19 protein-coding genes are annotated in these 23,319 nt (G+C 58.0%); 2 read left to right on the top strand and 17 right to left on the bottom strand.

All coding sequences use genetic code 11. The features are described from left to right. Positions 1 to 82 precede the first annotated feature (82 nt). The 17 genes from PMI27_RS07995 to rpsB form a co-directional block, all read right to left on the bottom strand. Positions 83 to 1,030 (bottom strand): acetyl-CoA carboxylase carboxyltransferase subunit alpha, encoded by a 948-nt coding sequence (locus tag PMI27_RS07995; RefSeq protein WP_008154040.1) that lies wholly within the window; start codon positions 1,028 to 1,030, stop codon positions 83 to 85. Between the two features lie 139 nt (positions 1,031 to 1,169). Next, a complete protein-coding gene (gene dnaE, locus PMI27_RS08000; protein WP_008154042.1) occupies positions 1,170 to 4,691 on the bottom strand; it encodes a DNA polymerase III subunit alpha in 3,522 nt (1,173 codons plus the stop codon). Between the two features lie 83 nt (positions 4,692 to 4,774). Next, on the bottom strand, positions 4,775 to 5,401 hold the full coding sequence (rnhB, locus tag PMI27_RS08005) for a ribonuclease HII (RefSeq protein ID WP_008154045.1): 627 nt from the start codon (positions 5,399 to 5,401) through the stop codon (positions 4,775 to 4,777). Between the two features lie 11 nt (positions 5,402 to 5,412). Further along, positions 5,413 to 6,543, bottom strand: a complete 1,131-nt coding sequence (lpxB, locus tag PMI27_RS08010) for a lipid-A-disaccharide synthase (RefSeq protein WP_008154047.1) — start codon at positions 6,541 to 6,543, stop codon at positions 5,413 to 5,415. A gap of 2 nt (positions 6,544 to 6,545) precedes the next feature. Continuing rightward, the gene (gene lpxA / locus PMI27_RS08015; protein WP_008154049.1) at positions 6,546 to 7,322 is read right to left on the bottom strand and encodes an acyl-ACP--UDP-N-acetylglucosamine O-acyltransferase; all 777 of its coding nucleotides are present in this window, start codon (positions 7,320 to 7,322) and stop codon (positions 6,546 to 6,548) included. Then, positions 7,319 to 7,759, bottom strand: a complete 441-nt coding sequence (fabZ, locus tag PMI27_RS08020; RefSeq protein ID WP_008154051.1) for a 3-hydroxyacyl-ACP dehydratase FabZ — start codon at positions 7,757 to 7,759, stop codon at positions 7,319 to 7,321. The genes lpxA and fabZ overlap by 4 nt, the downstream gene beginning before the upstream one ends. Positions 7,760 to 7,866: 107 nt before the next feature. After that, positions 7,867 to 8,922 (bottom strand): UDP-3-O-(3-hydroxymyristoyl)glucosamine N-acyltransferase, encoded by a 1,056-nt coding sequence (gene lpxD / locus PMI27_RS08025; RefSeq protein ID WP_024164588.1) that lies wholly within the window; start codon positions 8,920 to 8,922, stop codon positions 7,867 to 7,869. A 2-nt stretch (positions 8,923 to 8,924) separates the two neighbouring features. After that, complete coding sequence (locus PMI27_RS08030) at positions 8,925 to 9,428, bottom strand: OmpH family outer membrane protein (RefSeq protein ID WP_008146656.1); 504 nt, start codon at positions 9,426 to 9,428, stop codon at positions 8,925 to 8,927. Positions 9,429 to 9,473: 45 nt separating this feature from the next. Then, the gene (gene bamA / locus PMI27_RS08035; RefSeq protein ID WP_008146657.1) at positions 9,474 to 11,864 is read right to left on the bottom strand and encodes an outer membrane protein assembly factor BamA; all 2,391 of its coding nucleotides are present in this window, start codon (positions 11,862 to 11,864) and stop codon (positions 9,474 to 9,476) included. A gap of 74 nt (positions 11,865 to 11,938) precedes the next feature. Beyond that, positions 11,939 to 13,291 (bottom strand): sigma E protease regulator RseP, encoded by a 1,353-nt coding sequence (gene rseP, locus PMI27_RS08040; RefSeq protein ID WP_008146658.1) that lies wholly within the window; start codon positions 13,289 to 13,291, stop codon positions 11,939 to 11,941. 53 nt (positions 13,292 to 13,344) lie between these two features. After that, positions 13,345 to 14,535 (bottom strand): 1-deoxy-D-xylulose-5-phosphate reductoisomerase, encoded by a 1,191-nt coding sequence (gene ispC, locus PMI27_RS08045; protein WP_008146659.1) that lies wholly within the window; start codon positions 14,533 to 14,535, stop codon positions 13,345 to 13,347. Further along, positions 14,532 to 15,338 (bottom strand): phosphatidate cytidylyltransferase, encoded by an 807-nt coding sequence (locus tag PMI27_RS08050; RefSeq protein ID WP_008146660.1) that lies wholly within the window; start codon positions 15,336 to 15,338, stop codon positions 14,532 to 14,534. Before PMI27_RS08050 ends, ispC begins: the two co-directional genes overlap by 4 nt. Then, the gene (gene uppS, locus PMI27_RS08055) at positions 15,338 to 16,093 is read right to left on the bottom strand and encodes a polyprenyl diphosphate synthase (RefSeq protein WP_008146663.1); all 756 of its coding nucleotides are present in this window, start codon (positions 16,091 to 16,093) and stop codon (positions 15,338 to 15,340) included. Before uppS ends, PMI27_RS08050 begins: the two co-directional genes overlap by 1 nt. 13 nt (positions 16,094 to 16,106) lie before the next feature. After that, positions 16,107 to 16,664: a ribosome recycling factor gene (gene frr / locus PMI27_RS08060; RefSeq protein ID WP_008028968.1), complete on the bottom strand. Its 558-nt coding sequence runs from the start codon at positions 16,662 to 16,664 to the stop codon at positions 16,107 to 16,109. Then, complete coding sequence (pyrH, locus tag PMI27_RS08065) at positions 16,661 to 17,404, bottom strand: UMP kinase (RefSeq protein ID WP_003172271.1); 744 nt, start codon at positions 17,402 to 17,404, stop codon at positions 16,661 to 16,663. Before pyrH ends, frr begins: the two co-directional genes overlap by 4 nt. 210 nt (positions 17,405 to 17,614) lie before the next feature. Next, entirely contained in the window at positions 17,615 to 18,478 is an 864-nt protein-coding gene (gene tsf, locus PMI27_RS08070; RefSeq protein WP_008146669.1) for a translation elongation factor Ts, read from the bottom strand. Positions 18,479 to 18,670: 192 nt separating this feature from the next. After that, a complete protein-coding gene (gene rpsB, locus PMI27_RS08075; RefSeq protein ID WP_003219330.1) occupies positions 18,671 to 19,408 on the bottom strand; it encodes a 30S ribosomal protein S2 in 738 nt (245 codons plus the stop codon). Positions 19,409 to 19,781: 373 nt separating this feature from the next. Here rpsB and map point away from each other — a divergent pair, with 373 nt between their 5' ends. Both map and PMI27_RS08085 read left to right on the top strand, forming a co-directional pair. Beyond that, entirely contained in the window at positions 19,782 to 20,564 is a 783-nt protein-coding gene (map, locus tag PMI27_RS08080) for a type I methionyl aminopeptidase (RefSeq protein ID WP_008146676.1), read from the top strand. Positions 20,565 to 20,609: 45 nt separating this feature from the next. Continuing rightward, positions 20,610 to 23,312 carry a [protein-PII] uridylyltransferase gene (locus PMI27_RS08085; RefSeq protein WP_008146678.1) on the top strand — a complete coding sequence of 901 codons (2,703 nt, stop codon included), beginning with the start codon at positions 20,610 to 20,612 and terminating at the stop codon, positions 23,310 to 23,312. Positions 23,313 to 23,319: the final 7 nt, after the last annotated feature.

Genomic DNA, 23,319 nt, shown 5'->3' with positions numbered 1-23,319 from the left:
AACGATAACGCGGTCGGTCTGTTAAACCGAGGCGTCCTTATCGCGGGCAAGCCTTGCTCCTACATGATGGAGGAGCGATCGATCAGAGACCGTAGCTCATCAGACGCTCGTAACGACGGGCCAGCAGCGCTTCGTTATCGAACTTCTTCAACATCGCCAGCTGCGAGCTCAGCTCGGCACGGATCGATGCAGCCGCAGCAGCCGGATTACGGTGTGCGCCGCCCAAAGGCTCGCTGATCACTTTATCCACAATACCCAGGCCTTTCAGGCGCTCGGCAGTGATACCCATGGCCTCAGCAGCGTCCGGCGCTTTTTCGGCGGTCTTCCACAGAATCGAGGCGCAACCTTCCGGTGAAATCACCGCGTAAGTCGAGTACTGCAGCATGTTCAGTTGATCGCAAACGCCGATCGCCAGAGCACCACCGGAACCACCTTCACCGATCACGGTGGCGATGATTGGGGTTTTCAGGCGTGCCATGACGCGCAGGTTCCAGGCAATCGCTTCGCTCTGGTTGCGCTCTTCAGCGTCGATACCAGGGTAAGCACCCGGGGTGTCGATGAAGGTCAGGATCGGCATCTTGAAACGTTCGGCCATTTCCATCAGGCGGCACGCCTTGCGGTAGCCTTCCGGACGCGGCATGCCGAAGTTGCGGCGAACTTTCTCGCGCACTTCACGGCCTTTCTGGTGACCGATGATCATTACTGGCTGGTCGTCCAGACGGGCAATGCCGCCGACAATGGCAGCGTCGTCGGAGAAGTGACGGTCGCCGTGCAGTTCATCGAACTCGGTGAAGATGTGTTCGATGTAGTCCAGGGTGTACGGACGTTTCGGGTGACGCGCCAGACGCGCGATCTGCCAGCTGGTCAGCTTGCCGAAGATGTCTTCGGTCAGCGTGCTGCTTTTGTCCTGCAGGCGGGAGATCTCATCGCCGATATTCAGCGAATTGTCATTACCGACCAAGCGCAACTCTTCGATCTTGGCTTGCAGGTCGGCGATCGGCTGTTCGAAATCTAGAAAATTCGGGTTCATAGGCGTCCGTCTTGGGTCGACATCCAAGAGAGCTTGGGCCGGCCGGTTGTCTATTCGCGCCCTACCTTAAGGGAGAGGCGCGTTCAGGTCGAGATTAAAAATTCAGGTCGAGATCAGGCGCTTCTATAGCACCTGACCGTCAACGGTATTGGAGGAAGACGTTGTCTCGCCCGAACTGGTCACGCAGGGCTTGAATCAAGGCATCCGCCGGGTCGATCCGCCAGGTCTCGCCGAACTGCAACAAGGCCTTCGCATCGGGACTGGTGTATTCCATAGTGATCGGGCACGCGCCACGGTGACGCTTGAACAACTCACCGAGCCAGCGTAGCTGATCGCCTTTCAAATCCTGGGTCTGCAGCTTCAAGCGCAGGCTTTCGGCCAGGTTGGTGCGTGCATCTTCCATGCTCATCACCCGCTTGACCCGCAGCCGCAGCCCGCCGGAGAAATCGTCGTTACTGACTTCGCCTTCGACCACCACCATTGCGTCGGTCTGCAACAGCGACTGCGCCGAATGGAATGCTTCGGCGAACAACGACGCCTCGATCCGGCCCGAGCGGTCGTCGAGGGTGATAAAACCCATCTTGTCGCCCTTTTTGTTCTTCATGACTCGCAGGGCGATGATCATGCCCGCGACGGTCTGGGTATCACGGGCCGGTTTCAGGTCGATGATGCGCTGACGGGCGAAACGGCGGATCTCACCTTCGTATTCGTCGATCGGGTGACCGGTCAGGTACAGGCCCAGGGTGTCTTTCTCCCCTTTCAGGCGTTCCTTGAGGGTCAGCTCCTTGGCTTTTCGGTGATTGGCGTAGACATCGGCGTCTTCTTCAACGAACAGACCACCAAACAGGTCGACATGACCGCTGTCGTGGGTACGCGCGGTTTGTTCGGCCGCCTTGATCGCCCCTTCCATGGCATTGAGCAAGACCGCCCGGTTGCGGTCGATATTGGCCTGATAGGCTTTCTGCTCGTCATGGAAGTAAGGGCCCAGACGATCCAACGCACCGCTGCGGATCAAACCGTCCAGGGTGCGCTTGTTGATACGTTTGAGATCGACACGGGCGCAGAAATCGAACAGATCCTTGAACGGACCTTCCTGACGCGCCTCGGTGATGGCTTCCACCGGACCTTCGCCCACACCTTTGATCGCGCCGAGGCCGTAGATAATCCGGCCTTCGTCATTCACCGTGAACTTGAACTCCGAAGTATTCACATCCGGCGCGTCGAGACGCAGCTTCATGGTGCGAATTTCTTCGATCAAGGTCACGACCTTGTCGGTGTTGTGCATATCCGCCGACAGTACCGCGGCCATGAATGGCGCCGGGTAGTGCGTTTTCAGCCAAGCGGTCTGGTATGACACCAGGCCATAAGCGGCGGAGTGGGATTTGTTGAAGCCGTAACCGGCGAATTTCTCTACCAGGTCAAAAATGTTACCGGCCAGGTCGGCCTCAATATTGTTGGTCTTGCAACCTTCAATGAAACCGCCGCGCTGCTTGGCCATTTCTTCGGGTTTTTTCTTACCCATGGCTCGACGCAGCATGTCCGCGCCGCCGAGGGTGTAACCGGCCATGACCTGGGCAATCTGCATCACCTGTTCCTGATACAGGATGATGCCGTAAGTCGGTGCCAGAACCGGCTTGAGGCCTTCGTACTGGTAGTCCGAGTGCGGGTACGCGAGTTCGGCGCGACCGTGCTTACGGTTGATAAAGTCGTCCACCATGCCCGATTGCAACGGGCCCGGACGGAACAGGGCCACCAGTGCGATCAAGTCTTCCAGGCAGTCGGGCTTGAGCTTTTTGATCAGCTCTTTCATGCCGCGCGACTCAAGCTGGAACACCGCGGTGGTTTCGGCTTTTTGCAGCAACTGGTAAGTCGGCTTGTCATCCAGCGGGATAAACGCGATATCCAGCGGCGGCTCATCAACCTTGGCGCGATCACGGTTGATGGTTTTCAGCGCCCAGTCGATGACCGTCAGGGTCCGCAGACCAAGGAAGTCGAACTTCACCAGGCCAGCAGCCTCAACGTCGTCCTTGTCGAACTGGGTGACCAGGCCATCACCGGCCTCATCGCAATAAATCGGCGAGAAGTCAGTCAGTTTGGTCGGGGCAATAACAACACCACCGGCGTGCTTACCGACGTTACGCACAACGCCTTCAAGCTTGCGGGCCATTTCCCAGATTTCTGCGGCCTCTTCATCAACCTTGATGAAGTCACGCAGGATTTCTTCCTGCTCGTAGGCCTTCTCCAGGGTCATGCCGACTTCAAACGGAATCATCTTCGACAGACGATCCGCCAGACCGTAAGACTTGCCCTGCACCCGCGCCACGTCACGGACCACAGCCTTGGCCGCCATGGAACCGAAGGTGATGATCTGGCTTACCGCGTTGCGGCCGTATTTCTCGGCCACATAATCGATCACGCGGTCACGACCGTCCATGCAGAAGTCGACGTCGAAGTCGGGCATGGATACCCGTTCCGGGTTAAGGAAACGTTCGAACAGCAGGTCATATTCCAGCGGGTCAAGGTCGGTGATCTTCTGCACGTAGGCCACCAGCGACCCGGCACCCGATCCACGGCCCGGCCCCACCGGCACGCCGTTGCTCTTGGCCCACTGGATAAAGTCCATAACGATCAGGAAGTAACCGGGAAAACCCATCTGGATGATGATATCCAGCTCGAAATTCAACCGGTCGACGTAAACCTGACGTTTGGTTTCGTAGTCTTCGGTGGTGTCCCTGGGCAGCAGAACGCTCAGGCGATCTTCCAGACCATCGAAGGAAACCTTGCGGAAATACTCGTCGATGGTCATGCCATCGGGGATCGGGAAGTTGGGCAGGAAGTGAGTGCCCAGCTTCACTTCGATGTTGCAGCGCTTGGCAATCTCGACGGTGTTTTCCAGCGCTTCGGGAATGTCGCTGAACAGCTCGGCCATTTCCTCGGCGCTTTTGAGGTATTGCTGATCGCTGTAATTTTTCGAACGCCGCGGATCGTCGAGGGCACGACCCTCACCGATGCAAACGCGGGTTTCGTGGGCGGCGAAGTCTTCCTGCTTGATGAAACGCACGTCGTTGGTTGCGACCAGCGGCGCACCAATTTTTTCAGCCAGGGCCACGGCACCGTGCAACTGTTCTTCGTCGTTGGGGCGGTTGGTGCGCTGGATTTCCAGGTAAAAGCGATCCGGGAACACGGCCATCCATTCACGTGCCAGGTTTTCCGCTTCGGCCGGGTTGCCACTGAGCATCGCCAGGCCGATCTCGCCTTCTTTCGCCGCCGACAGCATGATCAAGCCTTCGCTGGCTTCGGCCACCCATTCGCGTTCGATGATGACCGAGCCGTTGCGCTGGCCGTCGATGAAGCCGCGAGAGATCAGTTCGGTGAGGTTGCGATAACCCACGGCGTTCATCGCCAGCAGGCTGATCCGGCTCAGAGCGTTATCCGGATCCTTGTTCGACAACCACAGGTCGGCGCCGCAGATCGGCTTGATCCCGGCACCCATGGCGGCTTTATAGAATTTGACCAGGGAACACATGTTGTTCTGGTCGGTGACCGCTACGGCAGGCATGTTCATGCCGACCAGGGTCTTGACCAGCGGTTTGATCCGCACCAGACCGTCGACCAGGGAGTACTCAGTGTGCAGGCGTAGATGAACGAATGAAGCCGGCATAGTGATCCTGTCTAGAAACTAGAAACGTGAAGACAACAAGGCCCGGATTGTACCGGGCCTTGGCAAAAACATCAGCCTTGCGACTAACTCTCGATCAGGTTTTCCCGCGCCTCGTACGCCAGGCGTACCGGGGCGAACGAGCGGCGGTGAATCGGCGTTGGACCCAAGCGGGCCAGCGCCTCCAGGTGAACGGGCGTCGGGTAGCCTTTGTGGCCGCCGATGCCGTAACCCGGGTAAATCAATTCGAACGCTGCCATCTCGCGGTCGCGGCTGACCTTGGCCAGAATCGACGCGGCAGCGATGGCCGGTACCTTGCCGTCGCCCTGCACCACCGCTTCGGCGCGCATGGACAGTTTCGGGCAGCGGTTGCCGTCGATCATCGCCAGTTTCGGCTGAATGTGCAGACCTTCGATGGCGCGCTGCATGGCCAGCATGGTGGCGTGCAAGATGTTCAGCTCGTCGATTTCTTCGACTTCAGCCCGGGCAATGCACCAGCTCAGGGCCTTTTCGCAGATTTCGTCGTAGAGCTTTTCGCGGCGTGCTTCGGTGAGCTTCTTCGAATCGTTCAGGCCCAGGATCGGACGGCTCGGATCAAGGATCACGGCAGCCGTTACCACGGCACCACAAAGCGGGCCGCGACCGACTTCGTCAACACCGGCTACCAACTCTTCGACTTCAGCGACCAAGGTGAAATCCAGCCCCATTTGCATGCTTGTTTTACTCATTGTACTTGGCCGATCAGGTTCAACACTGCATCTGCAGCCTGGTTGGAGGCATCCAGACGAAGGGTCCGGTGGATTTCATCGAAGCCGCGGGTCTGTTCTTCACCGCCTTCGATCAGTGGCGACAGCGTTTGGGCCAAGGCTTCAACCGTCGCATCGTCCTGCAACAACTCGGGCACCAACAGACGCTGGGCCAGCAGGTTCGGCAAGGAGATGTAGGGACTTTTCACCATGCGCTTGAGAATCCAGAACGTCAGCGGTGCCAAGCGGTAGGCGACCACCATCGGCCGTTTGTACAACAACGCTTCAAGCGTCGCCGTTCCGGAGGCAATCAGTACCGCGTCGCAGGCCGCCAGGGCCAGGTGGGATTTGCCATCGAGCAATGTCAGCGGCAGATCTCGGCCCGCCAGCAGCTCTTCAAGTTGCTTGCGGCGCTCGGGGCCAGCGCAAGGCATGACGAACCGCACACCAGGGCGCAGGGCTCGCAGACGCTGGGCCGTATCGAGAAACAACGCACCGAGTCGGCCAACTTCGCCACCGCGGCTGCCGGGCATCAGAGCAACCAGCGGCCCGTCGGGCAAACCGAGTTCAGCCCGCGCGGCGGCACGGTCGGCCTCCAGCGGGATGGCGTCAGCCAGGGAATGCCCGACAAACCGCACCGGCACGCCCTTCTCTTCATAGAATTTCGCTTCGAACGGGAACAGCGTCAGCATCAGATCGCAGCCTTCACGAATCTTCAGCACCCGTTTCTGCCGCCACGCCCAAACCGACGGGCTCACGTAATGCACGGTCTTGATCCCGGCCTGACGCAGCTTGAGTTCGATATTGAGGTTGAAGTCCGGGGCATCGATACCGATGAACACGTCCGGCTTCTCGGCGATCAGGTCGGCAACCAGCTTCTTGCGGCGTGCCAGCAACTCGCGCAAGCGACCCAGCACTTCCACCAGGCCCATGACCGAAAGACGTTCCATCGGAAAATACGAAGTCAGGCCTTCGGCCTGCATCAGCGGACCACCGACACCGATGAACTCGACTGCCGGATGCTGTGCCTTGAGTGCGCGCATGAGACCCGCGCCAAGAATGTCGCCGGAAGCCTCACCCGCCACCAGCGCAATACGCAGATTAGCCATGATTAACGAGTGATGCCGCGGGTCGAAGACTGGATGGAATCACGGAATACCGCGACTTCCGGGAACTGATCCGAAGTCTCGGCCAGCTCGGCGAGTGCCTGTTCGACCGTCAGGCCCTGGCGATAAACCACCTTGTAGGCACGACGCAGCGCGTGAATCGCATCTTCGCTGAAACCGCGACGACGCATGCCTTCGAAGTTCATGCTGCGTGCTTCGGCCGGGTTGCCGAATACCGTAACGTACGCCGGGACGTCCTTGCCGATGGCCGTGCCCATACCGGAAAAGCTGTGGGCGCCGATATGGCAATACTGGTGAACCAGGGTAAAACCGGACAGGATCGCCCAGTCTTCAACGTGCACATGGCCCGCCAATGCGGTGTTATTGACCAGGATGCAGTGGTTGCCGATGACGCTATCGTGGCCGATGTGGGCATAAGCCATGATCAGATTGTGATCGCCCAGGGTCGTTTCAGAACGGTCCTGAACGGTCCCACGGTGAATCGTCACGCCTTCACGGATGACATTGTGGTCACCGATGACCAGGCGAGTTTCTTCACCTTTGTATTTCAGATCGGGCGTGTCCTCACCTACCGAAGAAAACTGGTAGATGCGGTTGTGCTTTCCGATTCGGGTCGGGCCTTTAAGAATCACATGCGGCCCGATCACTGTCCCCTCGCCGATTTCCACACCTGCACCGATGATCGACCAAGGGCCGACCTCGACGCCGTCGGCCAGGATAGCCGTCGGATCGATGATTGCGCGAGGGTCAATCAAACTCATAGTTTGCGTTCCGCGCAGATGATTTCAGCAGAGCAGACTGGCTTGCCATCGACCGAAGCCTGGCACTCGAACTTCCAGATCTGACGCTTGCAGCTGATGAAGCGGGCTTCGAGGATCAACTGATCGCCTGGGGTGACGGGCTGGCGAAAACGCAGTTTGTCGGAGCCGACGAAGTAGTAGAGCGTGCCGTCGGCTGGCTTCACGTCAAGCATTTTGAAGCCAAGGATACCGGCAGCCTGAGCCATCGCTTCGATGATCAACACACCCGGCATGATTGGATGCGCAGGGAAGTGACCATTGAAGAACGGTTCGTTGATGCTGACATTCTTGTAGGCGCGAATGCGCTTGCCTTCCACATCCAGATCCACGACCCGGTCCACCAGCAGGAACGGGTAACGGTGAGGCAGGTATTCGCGAATCTCGTTGATGTCCATCATTTCGGGGGGAAGCCTATGTAAAGATTGGGAGGCGCGACTGACGCGCACCCCTCTAGCAAATCAAGGAGGCAGTCTAGCGGCTGTGCACACTTGATATGGAAATGGTATCAGCCATCTGATGAAGCATTACCGTCAGGGGTCACTTCCCCTACTCGCTTTTCCAGCTGTCGTAACCGCCGCGCGATGTCATCGAGCTGACGGATGCGTGCCGCGCTTTTGCGCCACTCGGCTGCCGGTTGCATGGCTGTACCGGAAGAATAGGAACCCTTTTCCGTAATCGAATGGGTCACCATGGTCATCCCGGTGATGAAAACGTTGTCGCAAATTTCGATATGTCCCACCAGCCCTACGCCACCGGCGAGCATGCAATGCTTGCCGATTTTAGTGCTGCCGGAGATGCCCACACACGCGGCCATGGCGGTGTGATCACCGACCTGCACGTTGTGGGCGATCTGAATCTGGTTGTCGAGCTTCACACCGTTACCCAGAACGGTATCGGCCAGTGCACCGCGATCGATAGCGGTATTCACGCCAATCTCCACGTCGTCACCGACCAGCACACCACCGATCTGGGCGATTTTCTGCCAGACACCTTTCTCATTGGCAAAACCGAAGCCTTCGCCACCGAGGACAGCGCCGGATTGAATCACCACCCGCTTACCGATGCGCACGTCGTGATACAGCGTGACTCGCGGGGCCAACCAACCGCCCTCGCCAATCTCGCAGCGGGCACCGATGAAGCAGTGCGCGCCAACGGTCACACCCGCAGCAATACGCGCGCAGCTTTCGATCACCGCAAAGGCGCCAATGCTCGCCGCCGGATCGACCACCGCATCCGCCGCCACAACGGCGGTCGGATGAATACCGACAGCGGCCTTTGGCTTGGGATCGAACAGATGGGAAATCCGCGCGTAGGCCAGATACGGATCAGGCACGACCAGCGCATTACCTGCAAAACCTTCAGCATCAGCGGCCTTCAGCAACAACGCTGCGGCCCGGCTGTCCGCCAGGTATTTACGGTATTGGGGGTTTGCGAGAAAGCTCAACTGAGCTGGGCCAGCCTCTTGCAAAGTGGCTAGCCCAGTAATTTCTTTCTCCGGGTCGCCACGCAGTGTGGCGCCGAGGAACTCGGCCAATTGGCCGAGCTTTATAGTCGCTGTCATGGTTACTTCAGCTGATTCATGCGCTCGATAACCTGGCGAGTGATGTCGTACTGAGGCTTGACATCGATCACTGCGCCACGCTCGAAGACCAGGTCATAAGCACCTTTCTTGATGACTTCTTCCACAGCGCTGTCCAGTTTCGGCTTGAGCTGTTTCAGCATTTCACGGTCGGCAACGGCTTTGGCTTCGTTCAGTTCCTTGGACTGGAACTGGAAGTCGCGGGCCTTTTGCTTGAACTCGAGCTCCAGGCGTTCACGCTCACCTTGCTGCATCTTGTCGCCGCCGGCCATCAGACGGTCCTGGATACCTTTGGCACTGCTTTCCAGAGTCTTGAGCTTGGTCAGCTGTGGGCCGAACTTCTTCTCGGCATCAACGGCGTACTTCTTGGCCGCATCGGATTCCAGCAGAGCCATCTGATAGTTCAGAACGGCGATTTTCATGTCGGCAAAAGCCGGGCCTGCTACCAGTACGGTCGCCAGGAGAACCAATTGAGTCAACTTACGCACGATGCACTCCTACAAAATCCATTGTCGTTATCTTGGGTCAGACGCTTAGAACGTCTGGCCGAGGGAGAATTGGAACACTTGAGTCTCAGCGTCATCCGGTTTCTTGACCGGCATGGCCAACGCGAAGCTCAGAGGACCCAGTGCGGTAACCCAGGTCACGCCTACACCGACGGAGCTGGCCATGTTGCTCAGGCTGATATCGTTACACGCTGTTTGAGCGGTTGAACCGACATTGGCGTTCGTCGTTTTATCGCACTTGGAGTCGAATACGTTACCCACATCCCAGAATACCGAAGTACGCAGGGAACGCTGATCCTTGACGAATGGCAGCGGGAACAGAACCTCGACACCACCCTGGATCAAAACGTTACCACCGAACGGCAGCGGATCCTGGTCCGGGTCGGCGAGCGTGCCGGTGTTACCCGTCACAGCCGCACCGCGACTTGGGGTACTGCGAGGACCGAGAGTGCTGTCCTTGAAGCCACGAACCGAGTTGAAACCACCAGCATAGTAGTTTTCATAGAACGGCAAGCCATCGGTAGAACCATAACCATCGCCATAGCCCAGTTCGGTGTGCAGGCGCATGGTGTAGTTTTCAGACAATGGCTGGAACAACTGGCCACGGTAATCAAGCTTGAAGAACGACAGGTCACTACCAGGCGTGGTGGTTTCCAGTGTCAGGCTTTGGGAATGACCACGGGTCGCCAATACGCCTTTGTTCAGTGTGGATTCGGACCAGCCGGCCGAAGCCTTGAAGTTCAGGTAGTTGTCGCCTTCCTTGTTAACGAAGTCGAAGATCTCGTCAACGGTGTATTGACCGGTCTTGATCTTGTCTTGTTGCGCAGTCAGGCCGAAGGTCAGACGCGAAGTCTCGCTGATCGGGTAACCGACGCTCACGCCTGCACCCAGGCTGTCTACGGCATAGCTGGCTACATCGACGTCGAGGTCTTTGTAGTCAGTGGTGCGATAGAACGCGTTGTAACCCAGGCTCACACCGTCAGCAGTCCAGTACGGGTCGACATAACCGAAGTTATAACGGCTCTGGTATTCACTGCGAGTCAAGCCGATGCTGACCTTGTTACCCGTACCCAGGAAGTTGTTCTGAGTGATCGAACCACCGAGGATCAGACCGGCGCTCTGGGCAAAACCGACGCTGGCGGTAATCGAACCGGAGGCCTGTTCTTCAACGCTGTAGTTCACGTCTACCTGGTCGTCGACGCCCGGCACGGCCGGTGTTTCGACGTTGACTTCCTTGAAGAAGCCCAGACGCTCAAGACGAGTCTTGGACTGATCGATCAGGTAAGTCGAAGCCCAGCCACCTTCCATCTGACGCATTTCACGGCGCAGCACTTCGTCTTCGGACTTGGTGTTGCCACGGAAGTTGATGCGGTTCACGTAAGCACGCTTGCCCGGATCGACGGCGAATGTGATGTCGACGGTATGGTCTTCATCGTGAGGCTGAGGCACGCCATTGACGTTGGCGAAGGTATAACCCTCGTTACCCAGACGACGGGTGATCAGTTCGGACGTGGTGGTCATCAGCTTGCGCGAGAACACCTGGCCTTTCTGGACCAGCAGCAGGGACTTGACCTGGTCTTCAGGGACTTTCAGGTCGCCGCTCAGCTTGACGTCACGGACGGTGTACTTCTCGCCTTCATTGACGTTGACGGTGATATAGACGTGCTTCTTGTCCGGGGTGATGGACACCTGGGTCGAAGCGATATCCATGTTGATATAGCCACGGTCCAGGTAGTAGGAGCGCAGACGCTCCAGGTCACCGGACAGTTTTTCACGAGCGTACTTGTCATCGTTCTTGAAGAACGACAGCCAGTTGGTGGTCTTGAGTTCAAACAGGTCGATCAGGTCTTCTTCAGGGAAGACGGTGTTACCCACCACGTTGATGTGCTGGATAGCAGCAACGGTGCCTTCGTTGATATTGACCTTCAACGCAACGCGGTTACGCGGCTGCGGCACCACTTCGGTGTCGACGGTGGCCGAGTAGCGACCCTGAGCGACGTATTGACGTTGCAGCTCGTTACGCACACCTTCGAGGGTGGCGCGCTGGAAGATCTCGCCTTCGGCCAGACCGGATTGTTTGAGGCCTTTCATCAGGTCTTCAGTGGAGATCGCCTTGTTACCCTCGATCTCGATACTGGCGACCGACGGGCGTTCGACTACCGTGATGACCAGGACGTTGCCATCGCGGCCCAGCTGGATATCTTGAAAGAAACCGGTTTTGAACAACGCACGAGTGGATTCCACCAGGCGACGATCATCCGCCTGTTCACCGACGTTCAACGGCAAAGCACCAAAGACGCTACCCGCGGAGACCCGCTGGAGGCCATTGACGCGAATATCAGAGATAGTGAAGGACTCGGCGTGAACTTCGGCGATCATCAATACGGTGAGAACCGCAGTTAGCAGCAGACGTTTCATGAAGTCCTTTCTTATTCCAACTGGCAATAAACAAACTGCCGCAAAATGCGGCAGATTCGCAATTCAGCGAAGCGTTACAGTCGACCCAGATCATTGACAAGAGCAAGCAACATCACCCCGATCACCAAACTGATACCGATCTGTATCCCCCAACCCTGCACCCGATCCGACAAGGGGCGACCACGCGCCCACTCGATCAGATAAAACAACAAATGCCCCCCATCCAGTACAGGAATGGGCAACAAATTCAGAACCCCCAAGCTAATACTCAGATAAGCAAGGAAATTCAGGAAATCAGCGACACCCGACTGGGCAGAAGCGCCCGCCACTTTAGCAATGGTTATCGGTCCACTCAAGTTTTTTACCGAGAGCTCACCGAACAACATTTTCTTGAGCGAATCGAGGGTTAGTACGCTCATGGTCCAGGTGCGTCGAGCACCCTCCCCAATCGCGGCCACAGGACCATAACTAACTTCGCGAATCATCTCTGGCGGCCAATCAATTGCCTTCACCCCAGCCCCCAGATAACCACTGGGTGCCTTCTTCTCGCCGCGAGCAGCCAGCGTCACAGGGACGTCGATTTGAGCACCATCACGCTCGACGCGCAGCATGATTTTGGTATCAGGGTGCATACGGACCGTGTCCACCACCTGCTGCCAGTCATCAAGCGACTTGCCGTCCAGAGCCAACAGTCGGTCACCGGTCTTCAGGCCTGCAGCCTGTGCCGGGCCTTTCGGGTCTAGTTCAGCCAGGACCGGTGGCAGCGCCGGACGCCAAGGGCGCAAGCCCAACGAACGAATCGGATCAGGCTCATCGGCACCCTTGAGCCATTTATCCAGCATCAGCTCACGGGGCGAATCCACTGTGGAACCCTGATCACGGACCAGCAACTGCAGGGAACCGCTCTCCCCAAGACGACGGACCAACTGCAGGTTCACCGCGGCCCAGCCGGAAGTTGGCTCGCCATCGATGGCAATGATTTCCTGGCCCGCGCTCAAACCAGCCCTGGCAGCGATACTGCCGGATTCGACCGCACCAATGACCGGGCGCACCTGCTCGCTGCCGAGCATGGCGAGCACCCAGAAAAAAATCATCGCCAGTAAAAAGTTGGCAATCGGACCCGCCGATACGATAGCGATACGCTGGCGGACGGATTTGCGATTGAAGGTTTGATCGAGCTGATCGGCCGGCACTTCGCCTTCGCGCTCGTCGAGCATTTTCACGTAACCGCCCAGCGGGATCGCGGCAACGACGAACTCAGTGCCTTTCTTGTCGTGCCAGCGCAGCAACGGCATACCGAAGCCCACGGAGAAACGCAGCACTTTGACCCCACAGCGACGTGCGACCCAGAAATGGCCGAATTCGTGGAAGGTAACCAGCACACCCAAAGCCACCAGGGTGCCGACAATCATATAGAGCGCGCTCATCTACTTTCTCCGCAATCCTGTCCAGTGCCGCATGGGTCAACGTATTGCAGCACTTACCGCCCGAGACGACTCAACCATTGTTCGGCCAGTACTCGCGCTTTCGTGTCGGCCGTGAACACTGCCTCGAGATCGTCAACCGCAACCACGGGCTCGAGATTCAACACTTCTTCGATGATACTCGCGATTTCCGGGTAGCGAACCCGCCCGTCGAGAAAGGCCGCGACCGCCACTTCATTCGCCGCATTCAGCATGGCCGGCGCGCTATTGCCGGATTCGGCCGCCTGACGCGCAAGGCGCAGACACGGGAATCGCTCTTCATCAGGCGCCTGGAAGTCCAGCCGCGCAATTGCAAACAGGTCCAGCGGCGCAACACCCGAGTCGATTCGCTCCGGCCAGGCCAGCGCGTTGGCGATCGGCGTGCGCATGTCAGGGTTACCTAACTGGGCCAATACCGAACCATCGATGTAATCGACCAGCGAATGAATCACGCTTTGAGGATGAATCACCACTTCGACCTGGGACGGCTTGGCATCAAACAGCCAGCAGGCTTCGATCAGCTCCAGCCCCTTGTTCATCATGCTGGCCGAATCCACCGAAATCTTGCGCCCCATGGACCAGTTCGGATGGGCACACGCTTGCTCAGGGGAAACATGCACCAGTTCAGCCATAGGTGTCTGTCGGAACGGACCACCAGAGGCTGTGAGTAAAATCCGACGCACCCCGACGGCACCCAGTCCACGAGCGAAATCCTGCGGCATGCACTGGAAAATCGCGTTGTGCTCGCTGTCGATCGGCAGCAGCACCGAACCACTCTTGCGCACAGCCTGCATGAACAGCGCACCGGACATCACCAGTGCTTCTTTGTTGGCCAGGAGGATTTTCTTGCCGGCTTCGACCGCTGCCAGAGTCGGTCGCAAGCCCGCAGCGCCAACGATGGCCGCCATGACCGCATCGACCTCAGGATCGGAAGCAACCTGACACAGGCCTTCCTCTCCCACCAGCACGCGAGTCGACAGACCTGCGGCGCGCAAGTCGTCCTGCAAGCCTCGGGCAGCACCCGCCTCAGGTACCACGGCGAACCGCGGCGTATGACGAACGCACAGGGCCAACAGCTCGCTCAGACGGGTGAAACCGCTCAAGGCGAAAGCCTGATAACGCTCAGGATGGCGAGCGATGACGTCAAGCGTGCTCAGACCAATCGAACCGGTCGCCCCCAGGACGGTAATCTGCTGCGGGCGGCTCACGGTGCCGCCATCCACAGCAGCACGGCAAACACCGGAATCGCTGCCGTCAGGCTGTCGATACGGTCCAGCACGCCGCCGTGCCCCGGAAGCAGATTACTGCTGTCCTTGATCCCGGACTGACGCTTGAACATGCTTTCGGTGAGATCACCTACCACCGAGATAAACACGATGATGGCTGCACCCATCAGACCTTTGAACAGCTGCGCCACCGTCCAGTCTCGAACCAGACCGACAATGACAGTAATGACCAGACTCGCTACAAGGCCGCCGTAGACGCCCTCCCAGCTTTTGCCGGGACTGACCTGTGGCGCCAGCTTGCGCTTGCCAAAAGCCCGACCAGAGAAATAAGCACCGATATCAGCGCCCCAGACCAGCACCATCACCACCATGATCAGCCAGTTACCCAAAGGCTCCTGCTTGATCTGAACCAGACCTTGCCAGGCGGGCAGCAGGATCAGCAGACCGATCACCAGCTTGCAGGCAGCGCTGGACCAAAGTTCGCTGGAGCGCGGATATGTCAGCACCAGGTAGGTTGCAACACCCCACCAAAGCACCGAAGCGCCCAACACCCAAGGCGCGAGCCCAGGCACGATATGCATGACAAACAGCATCAGCGCGACCACAGCCGCATAGGCAAGGCGGATCGGCTGCTCAGTGAAGCCCGCCAGGCGAGCCCACTCCCATGCACCGAGGGTCACGACCAGCCCGATGAACAGCGCAAAACCGGTGCCCTCGAGCAGGAAAAATCCGCACAAGGCAATCGGCAGCAGGATCAGCGCAGTGATGATTCGTTGTTTAAGCATTAAACCCGGGCTCCAGCCTCGACCTGCTCGCTCGTTTTACCGAAACGGCGCTGCCGAGAAGCAAAATCGGCCAGCGCGGTACGCATGGCATCGTGTTTGAAGTCCGGCCAGAACAGGTCGGAGAAGTACAACTCGGCGTAAGCCAGTTGCCACAGCAGGAAGTTACTGATGCGGTGCTCGCCACCGGTACGGATGCACAAGTCCGGCAACGGCAAATCGCCGGTCGCCAGACAGGTTTGCAACAGTTCCGGGGTAATGTCTTCCGGACGCAGGTGCCCGGCCTGGACTTCCCGAGCCAGACGCTGTGCGGCCTGCGCGATATCCCACTGCCCGCCATAGTTGGCAGCGATCTGCAGAATGAAGCGATTGGTGCCCGCCGTCATTGCCTCAGCTTCACGCATGGCAGCCTGAAGCTCCGGATGAAAACGTGAACGGTCACCAATGATGCGCAAACTGATGTTGTTGTCGTTTAGGCGCTTGGCCTCGCGACGCAACGCCTTGAAGAACAGATCCATCAAGGCACTGACTTCATCGGCCGGGCGCTGCCAGTTCTCGCTGGAGAACGCGAACAGGGTCAGTACTTCGACCTTGGCCTCGGCACACACCTCAATCACCGCACGCACTGCATCCACGCCCGCTTTATGCCCGGCGACACCCGGCATAAAGCGTTTTTTCGCCCAGCGATTATTACCATCCATGATGATCGCGACATGGCGCGGCACCGCGGACGGTGCAGTCTGCTTGGTCTTATCCATTAAAACGTGACCCTTATACGGCCATCAGGTCTTTTTCTTTCTGCGCCAAATTCGCGTCGATTTCAGCCACGTACTTTTTGGTCAGATCATCGATCTCGCCAGTGGCGCGACGTTCTTCGTCTTCACTGATTTCTTTTTCCTTGACCAGATCCTTCAGCTGGCTGTTCGCATCACGACGGATGTTGCGCACTGCAACACGGGCATCTTCAGCGACATCGCGAGCCTGCTTGGTGAAGCCCTTACGGGTTTCTTCGGTCAGGGCCGGCATGGAGATCAGCAGCAACTCACCCAGGTTGGTCGGGTTGAGGTTCAGACCCGCGCTACCGATGGCCTTGTCGACAGCACCGAGCATGTTGCGCTCAAAGGCAACGACTTGCAGGGTACGGGCGTCTTTGACGGTGATGTTCGCCACTTGCTTGATCGGAGTGTCGGAACCGTAATACGGCACCATCACGCCTTCCAGAATGCTTGGATGCGCCTGGCCAGTACGAATACGGCCAAAGTTATGCATCAGCGACTCGACGGATTTCTGCATACGCTCTTTAGCGTCTTTCTTGATTTCGTTGATCATTGTTGGCCTTCCTCGATCAGGGTCCCTTCAGCGCCGCCGTGCACGATATTCAGCAGGGCGCCGGGCTTGTTCATGTTAAATACGCGCAACGGCATCTTGTGGTCGCGGCACAGGCAAATAGCGGTCAGATCCATCACGCCCAGCTTGCGATCCAGCACTTCATCGTAAGTCAGATGATCGAACTTCTCAGCATGCGGGTCTTTGAATGGGTCAGCGGTATAAACGCCATCGACCTTGGTCGCCTTGAGCACGACATCGGCATCGATTTCGATTGCACGCAAGCACGCTGCCGAATCCGTGGTGAAGAACGGATTACCGGTACCGGCCGCGAAAATCACGACTTCCTTGGCATTCAAGTGGCGCATGGCTTTGCGGCGATCATAGTGATCGGTTACGCCAACCATGGAAATGGCCGACATCACGATGGCCGAGATATTGGCACGTTCCAGCGCATCGCGCATGGCCAGGGCGTTCATCACAGTGGCCAGCATGCCCATGTGGTCGCCGGTAACCCGATCCATGCCGGCCGCGCTCAACGCTGCACCGCGGAACAGGTTGCCACCGCCGATCACCAGACCGACCTGAACACCGATGCCGACCAGTTGGCCGACTTCCAGCGCCATGCGATCCAGAACTTTCGGATCGATCCCGAACTCTTCCGAGCCCATCAGGGCCTCGCCGCTAAGCTTGAGTAGAATGCGTTTATAGCGAGCCTGATAACCACTGCCCTGCTGAGCCATTGCGAATCTCTCCTGCGGCGTATTTTAAAAATTCTTTGCGAGCTGTTTACAGCTGGCGTTCACTCTAACTTGGCACTGCTTCAGCGCCATCGGAACATGGCTTTGTAAGCCAGTTCCAAAAGGAAACCAATTAAAAATTGGTGCCCCATCTGAAAAGAGGCTGCGCGCGTGAGCGGGCAGCCTCTTCAGGGCGACAGTTAAAAAACCGTCTTATTGCTTGGCGGCAGCCAGCTGGGCAGCAACTTCTTCAGCGAAGTTGTCGACCGGCTTCTCGATGCCTTCGCCTACTTTGAAGTAGGTGAAAGAAACGATTTCAGCACCGGCTTTCTTGGCCAGTTCGCCAACCTTGATTTCAGGGTTCTTGACGAACGCCTGCTCAACCAGGCTCGCTTCAGCCAGGAACTTGCTGATACGACCTTTGACCATGTTTTCAACGATGTTTTCTGGCTTGCCAGCGATCTTGTCAGCGTTGAGGGTCAGGAACACGCCTTTCTCGCGCTCGACCGCTTCAGCGGAAACTTCCGATGGCAGCAGGAATTCAGGGTTGGTGGCCGCTACGTGCATAGCGATGTCTTTGGCCAGCTCAACGGTGCCGCCTTTGAGAACAACCGCAACACCGATCTTGTTGCCGTGCAGGTAACCACCAACAACATCACCTTCAACGCGAGCCAGGCGACGGATGTTGACGTTTTCGCCAACCTTGCCGACCAGAACCAGGCGATCAGCTTCTTGAGCTTCGATCAGCGGAGCGACGTCAGTCAGTTTGTCAGCGAACGCTTTTTCAACGCTGTTAGCAACAAATGCCTTGAAGTCGTCCTGCAGAGCCAGGAAGTCGGTCTGCGAGTTCACTTCCAGCAGAACGGCGGTTTTACCGTCTTCCTTCAGAGCGATCGCGCCTTCAGCGGCAACGTTGCCAGCTTTCTTGGCAGCCTTGATGGCGCCCGAAGCACGCATGTCATCAATGGCTTTTTCGATGTCGCCGCCAGCCTTGGTCAAGGCCTTTTTGCAGTCCATCATGCCTTCGCCAGTACGCTCGCGCAGTTCTTTGACCAACGCTGCAGTAATCTCTGCCATTTCAAAATTCCTCTTGGATAGGTTTTCAACCATTCCACCCGATCGAACGGGCGATCAATTCTTCCCGAACCACCCTTGCTGGCTGCTGCAGGTTACAAAGGCTGTAACTGCGCTGCCGACAAACGGTTTTCGAGGTGGCAAAAAGGGGGCCAAGCCCCCTTTTTGCTTACTGAGTCAACGCCTGGGCGTCAATTACTCAGCTGCTGCTACCGGAGCTTCTTCAACGAACTGCTCGGTGCCGCCAGCAACGTGGTTGCGACCGCGGATAACAGCGTCAGCCATCGAACCCATGTACAACTGGATAGCGCGGATTGCGTCATCGTTGCCTGGGATGATGTAGTCAACGCCTTCCGGGCTGCTGTTGGTATCGACTACGCCGATAACCGGGATGCCCAGCTTGTTGGCTTCGGTGATCGCGATGCGCTCGTGATCAACGTCGATAACGAACAGTGCGTCTGGCAGACCGCCCATGTCCTTGATACCACCCAGGGAACGATCGAGCTTCTCAAGATCGCGAGTGCGCATCAGCGCTTCTTTCTTGGTCAGCTTGGCGAAAGTACCGTCTTCGGCTTGCACTTCAAGGTCACGCAGACGCTTGATGGAAGCACGGATGGTTTTGAAGTTGGTCAGCATGCCGCCCAACCAGCGGTGATCGACGTACGGCGAACCGCAACGTGCTGCTTCTTCAGCAACGATCTTGCCAGCGGAACGCTTGGTGCCGACGAACAGAATCTTGTTTTTGCCCTGGGCCAGACGCTCTACGAAAGTCAGAGCTTCGTTGAACATTGGCAGGGTTTTTTCAAGGTTGATGATGTGGATCTTGTTACGCGCGCCGAAAATGTACTTACCCATTTTCGGGTTCCAGTAACGGGTCTGGTGACCGAAGTGCACACCGGCCTTCAGCATATCGCGCATGTTGACTTGGGACATGATAGTTCCTTAATAAGTCGGGTTTGGCCTCCACGTATCCCAATGACCAACCAGCAGCATCAGCTGAAGGCACCCAGGTCATCGTGTCGACACGTGTGTGGATTTAGGCTTTTCAGGGGATCCCCGGAAAGCGGCGCATTTTATATCACAAGGCAGAAAAAAACGGAACCCGGATTGTTAAATCCAGGTGCATGCTTTGGTTCCAGCCCTTGGAATCCTCCAAGAATGCGCCATTCTATAAGGAGAAGCGATGCACAGAGGCTCAGATTTGCGCTGCTCGTCTGTTAGAATCGCGTTTTTAAGGGCCGCGAAGATCGATCGCGCAACGCCCATTTCGTTTTAGAAGGCGCCATCGAGCGCAGAGAGAGCCTGTATGACCGTCACCCTCAAAACCCCAGAGGACATCGCAAAAATGCGCATCGCCGGCAAACTGGCCGCCGATGTGCTGGAAATGATTGCCGAACATGTCAAGCCGGGTATTACCACTGAAGAACTGGACCGCATCTGCCACGACTATATCGTCAATGAGCAGAAAGCCATCCCTGCCCCGCTCAATTACAAGGGCTTCCCGAAGTCGATCTGCACCTCGATCAACCACGTGGTCTGCCACGGCATCCCGAACGAGAAGCCGCTGAAAGATGGCGACACGCTGAACATCGACGTCACCGTGATCAAGGACGGCTACCACGGCGACACCAGTCGCATGTTCCACGTCGGCACCGTGCCGGTCTGGGCCGAGCGCCTGTCGCAAGTGACCCAGGAATGCATGTACAAGGCCATCGAAATCGTCAAACCCGGCTGCCGCCTGGGCGACATCGGTGAAGTGATCCAGAAGCACGCTGAAAAGAACGGTTTTTCCGTGGTTCGCGAATTCTGCGGTCACGGCATCGGCAAGGTATTCCACGAAGAGCCGCAGATCCTGCACTACGGCCGCGCCGGCACCGGCATGGAGCTGAAAGCCGGCATGACGTTCACCATCGAGCCGATGATCAACCAGGGTAAGGCCGACACTAAGGTATTGGGTGACGGCTGGACCGCAATCACCAAGGACCGCAAGCTGTCGGCACAGTGGGAACACACCCTGCTGGTAACCGAAACCGGTTACGAGATCTTCACCCTGCGCGCCGACGACACCATCCCGCGCGTTTCGGCCTGATCCGGGCGCGCAGTTCCTCAGCCTTATAGACAGGAAAGCCAATCAATGCCGCAGGTGGATCCCGAACTCTTCGACCGTGGCCAGTTCCAGGCTGAACTGGCCCTGAAGGCAAGCCCGATCGCGGCCTTCAAGAAGGCGATTCGCCAGGCCCGCGAGGTGCTCGACGAGCGCTTTCGCAGCGGCCGCGACATTCGCCGGTTGATCGAGGATCGCGCCTGGTTCGTCGATAACATCCTGCAAAAGGCCTGGGAGCAGTTCAACTGGAGCGAAGACGCCGACATAGCTCTGGTGGCGGTCGGCGGCTACGGTCGCGGTGAGTTGCACCCTTATTCCGACATCGATTTGCTGATCCTGCTGGACAGCGCCGATCACGAAGTTTTCCGAGACTCCATCGAGCGTTTTCTGACGCTGTTGTGGGACATCGGCCTTGAAGTGGGCCAGAGCGTTCGCTCCGTGGACGAATGCGTCCAGGAGGCCCGCGCCGACCTGACGGTCGTCACCAACCTGATGGAAAGCCGTACCATCTGCGGCCCCGAGCGCTTGCGCCAGCGCATGCTGGACGTCACCAGCACCGCGCACATGTGGCCGAGCAAGGACTTCTTCCTGGCCAAACGCGCCGAGCAGAAGGCCCGTCACCACAAGTACAACGACACCGAATACAACCTGGAACCCAACGTCAAAGGTTCGCCCGGCGGCCTACGGGATATTCAGACGATTCTGTGGGTGGCCCGTCGCGAGTACGGCACCCTGAACCTGCGGGCCCTGGCCGGCGAAGGTTTCCTGGTCGAGAGCGAAAACGCCCTGCTGGCCTCCTCCCAGGAATTCCTCTGGAAGGTTCGTTACGCCCTGCACATGCTCGCTGGCCGCTCCGAAGACCGCTTGCTGTTTGATCACCAGCGCACCATCGCCGGGCTGCTGGGTTTCAAAGGCGATGACGCCAAGCAAGCCATCGAAAACTTCATGCAGCAGTATTACCGGGTGGTCATGAGCATTGCCCAGCTCAGCGACCTGATCATCCAGCACTTCGAAGAAGTCATCCTCGCACCGGAAGACGAAGCACCGCCGCAGCCGATCAACTCGCGATTCCAGCTGCACGACGGTTACATCGAGGCGCGCAACGACAACGTGTTCCGCCGCACACCGTTCGCCATGCTGGAAATCTTCGTACTGATGGCCCAGCAGCCGGAAATCAAAGGCGTGCGCGCCGACACCATTCGTCTGCTGCGAGAAAACCGTCACCTGATCGACGACGATTTCCGCAACGATATTCGCAACACCAGCCTGTTTATCGAACTGTTCAAGTGCAAGATCGGCATCCACCGCAACCTGCGACGGATGAACCGTTACGGCATCCTCGGGCGCTACTTGCCGGAGTTCGGCTTCATCGTCGGGCAGATGCAGCACGACCTGTTTCACATCTATACGGTCGATGCTCACACCCTGAACCTGATCAAACATTTGCGTAAGTTGCAGTACACCCAGGTGTCGGAGAAATTCCCGCTGGCCAGCAAGCTCATGGGCAAACTGCCCAAACCCGAGCTGATCTACCTGGCCGGTCTGTACCACGACATCGGCAAGGGCCGGCATGGTGACCACTCGGAAATTGGCGCCGTGGATGCCGAAGCTTTTTGCCAGCGCCACCAATTGCCGGTGTGGGACAGCCGCCTGATCGTCTGGCTGGTGCAAAATCATTTGGTGATGTCGACCACTGCCCAGCGCAAGGACTTGTCCGACCCGCAGGTCATCCACGATTTCGCGCAGATCGTCGGCGACGAAACCCACCTCGATTATCTGTACGTGCTGACCGTCGCCGACATCAACGCCACCAACCCGACGCTGTGGAATTCCTGGCGCGCCAGCCTGTTGCGCCAGCTCTACACCGAGACCAAGCGGGCCTTGCGTCGCGGCCTGGAAAACCCGGTGGACCGCGAAGAGCAGATTCGCCAGACCCAGAGCGCAGCGCTGGACATTCTGGTACGCGGCGGCACCGATCCGGACGACGTCGAGCAGCTGTGGTCGCAATTGGGCGATGACTACTTCCTGCGCCACACCGCCGGCGACGTGGCCTGGCACAGCGACGCGATCCTCCAGCAGCCGGCCGATGGCGGGCCGTTGGTGCTGATCAAGGAAACCACCCAGCGCGAGTTCGAAGGCGGCACGCAGATCTTTATCTATGCGCCGGATCAACACGACTTCTTCGCAGTGACCGTGGCCGCGATGGACCAGCTCAACCTGAACATTCACGACGCCCGGGTCATCACCTCCAGCAGCCAGTTCACCCTCGACACCTACATCGTGCTCGACACCGACGGCGACTCGATCGGCGATAACCCGACGCGGGTCAAACAGATTCGCGAAGGCCTGACCGAAGCCCTGCGCAACCCGGACGACTACCCGACCATCATTCAGCGTCGGGTGCCGCGCCAGCTCAAGCATTTCGCGTTTGCGCCACAGGTGACGATCCACAACGACGCCCAGCGTCCGGTGACCGTGCTGGAGCTTAGCGCGCCCGACCGCCCGGGCCTGCTCGCACGCATCGGCACGATCTTCCTGGAGTTCGACTTGTCGCTGCAGAACGCCAAGATCGCCACCTTGGGCGAGCGCGTGGAAGACGTGTTCTTCATCACCGACGCGAACAACCAGCCGTTGTCCGACCCATTGCTGTGCAGCCGCTTGCAGGATGCAATCGTCGAACAGCTGACCGTCAACCAGGAATCAGAAATCAAACTGTCGCGCATCAGCATCTGATTGCGCG

Source organism: Pseudomonas sp. GM41(2012) (assembly GCF_000282315.2).
In the GTDB taxonomy this organism is placed as follows: domain Bacteria; phylum Pseudomonadota; class Gammaproteobacteria; order Pseudomonadales; family Pseudomonadaceae; genus Aquipseudomonas.
The sequence above is the reverse complement of the archived record's forward strand: the minus strand, read 5'-3'. Positions and strand labels throughout refer to the sequence as shown.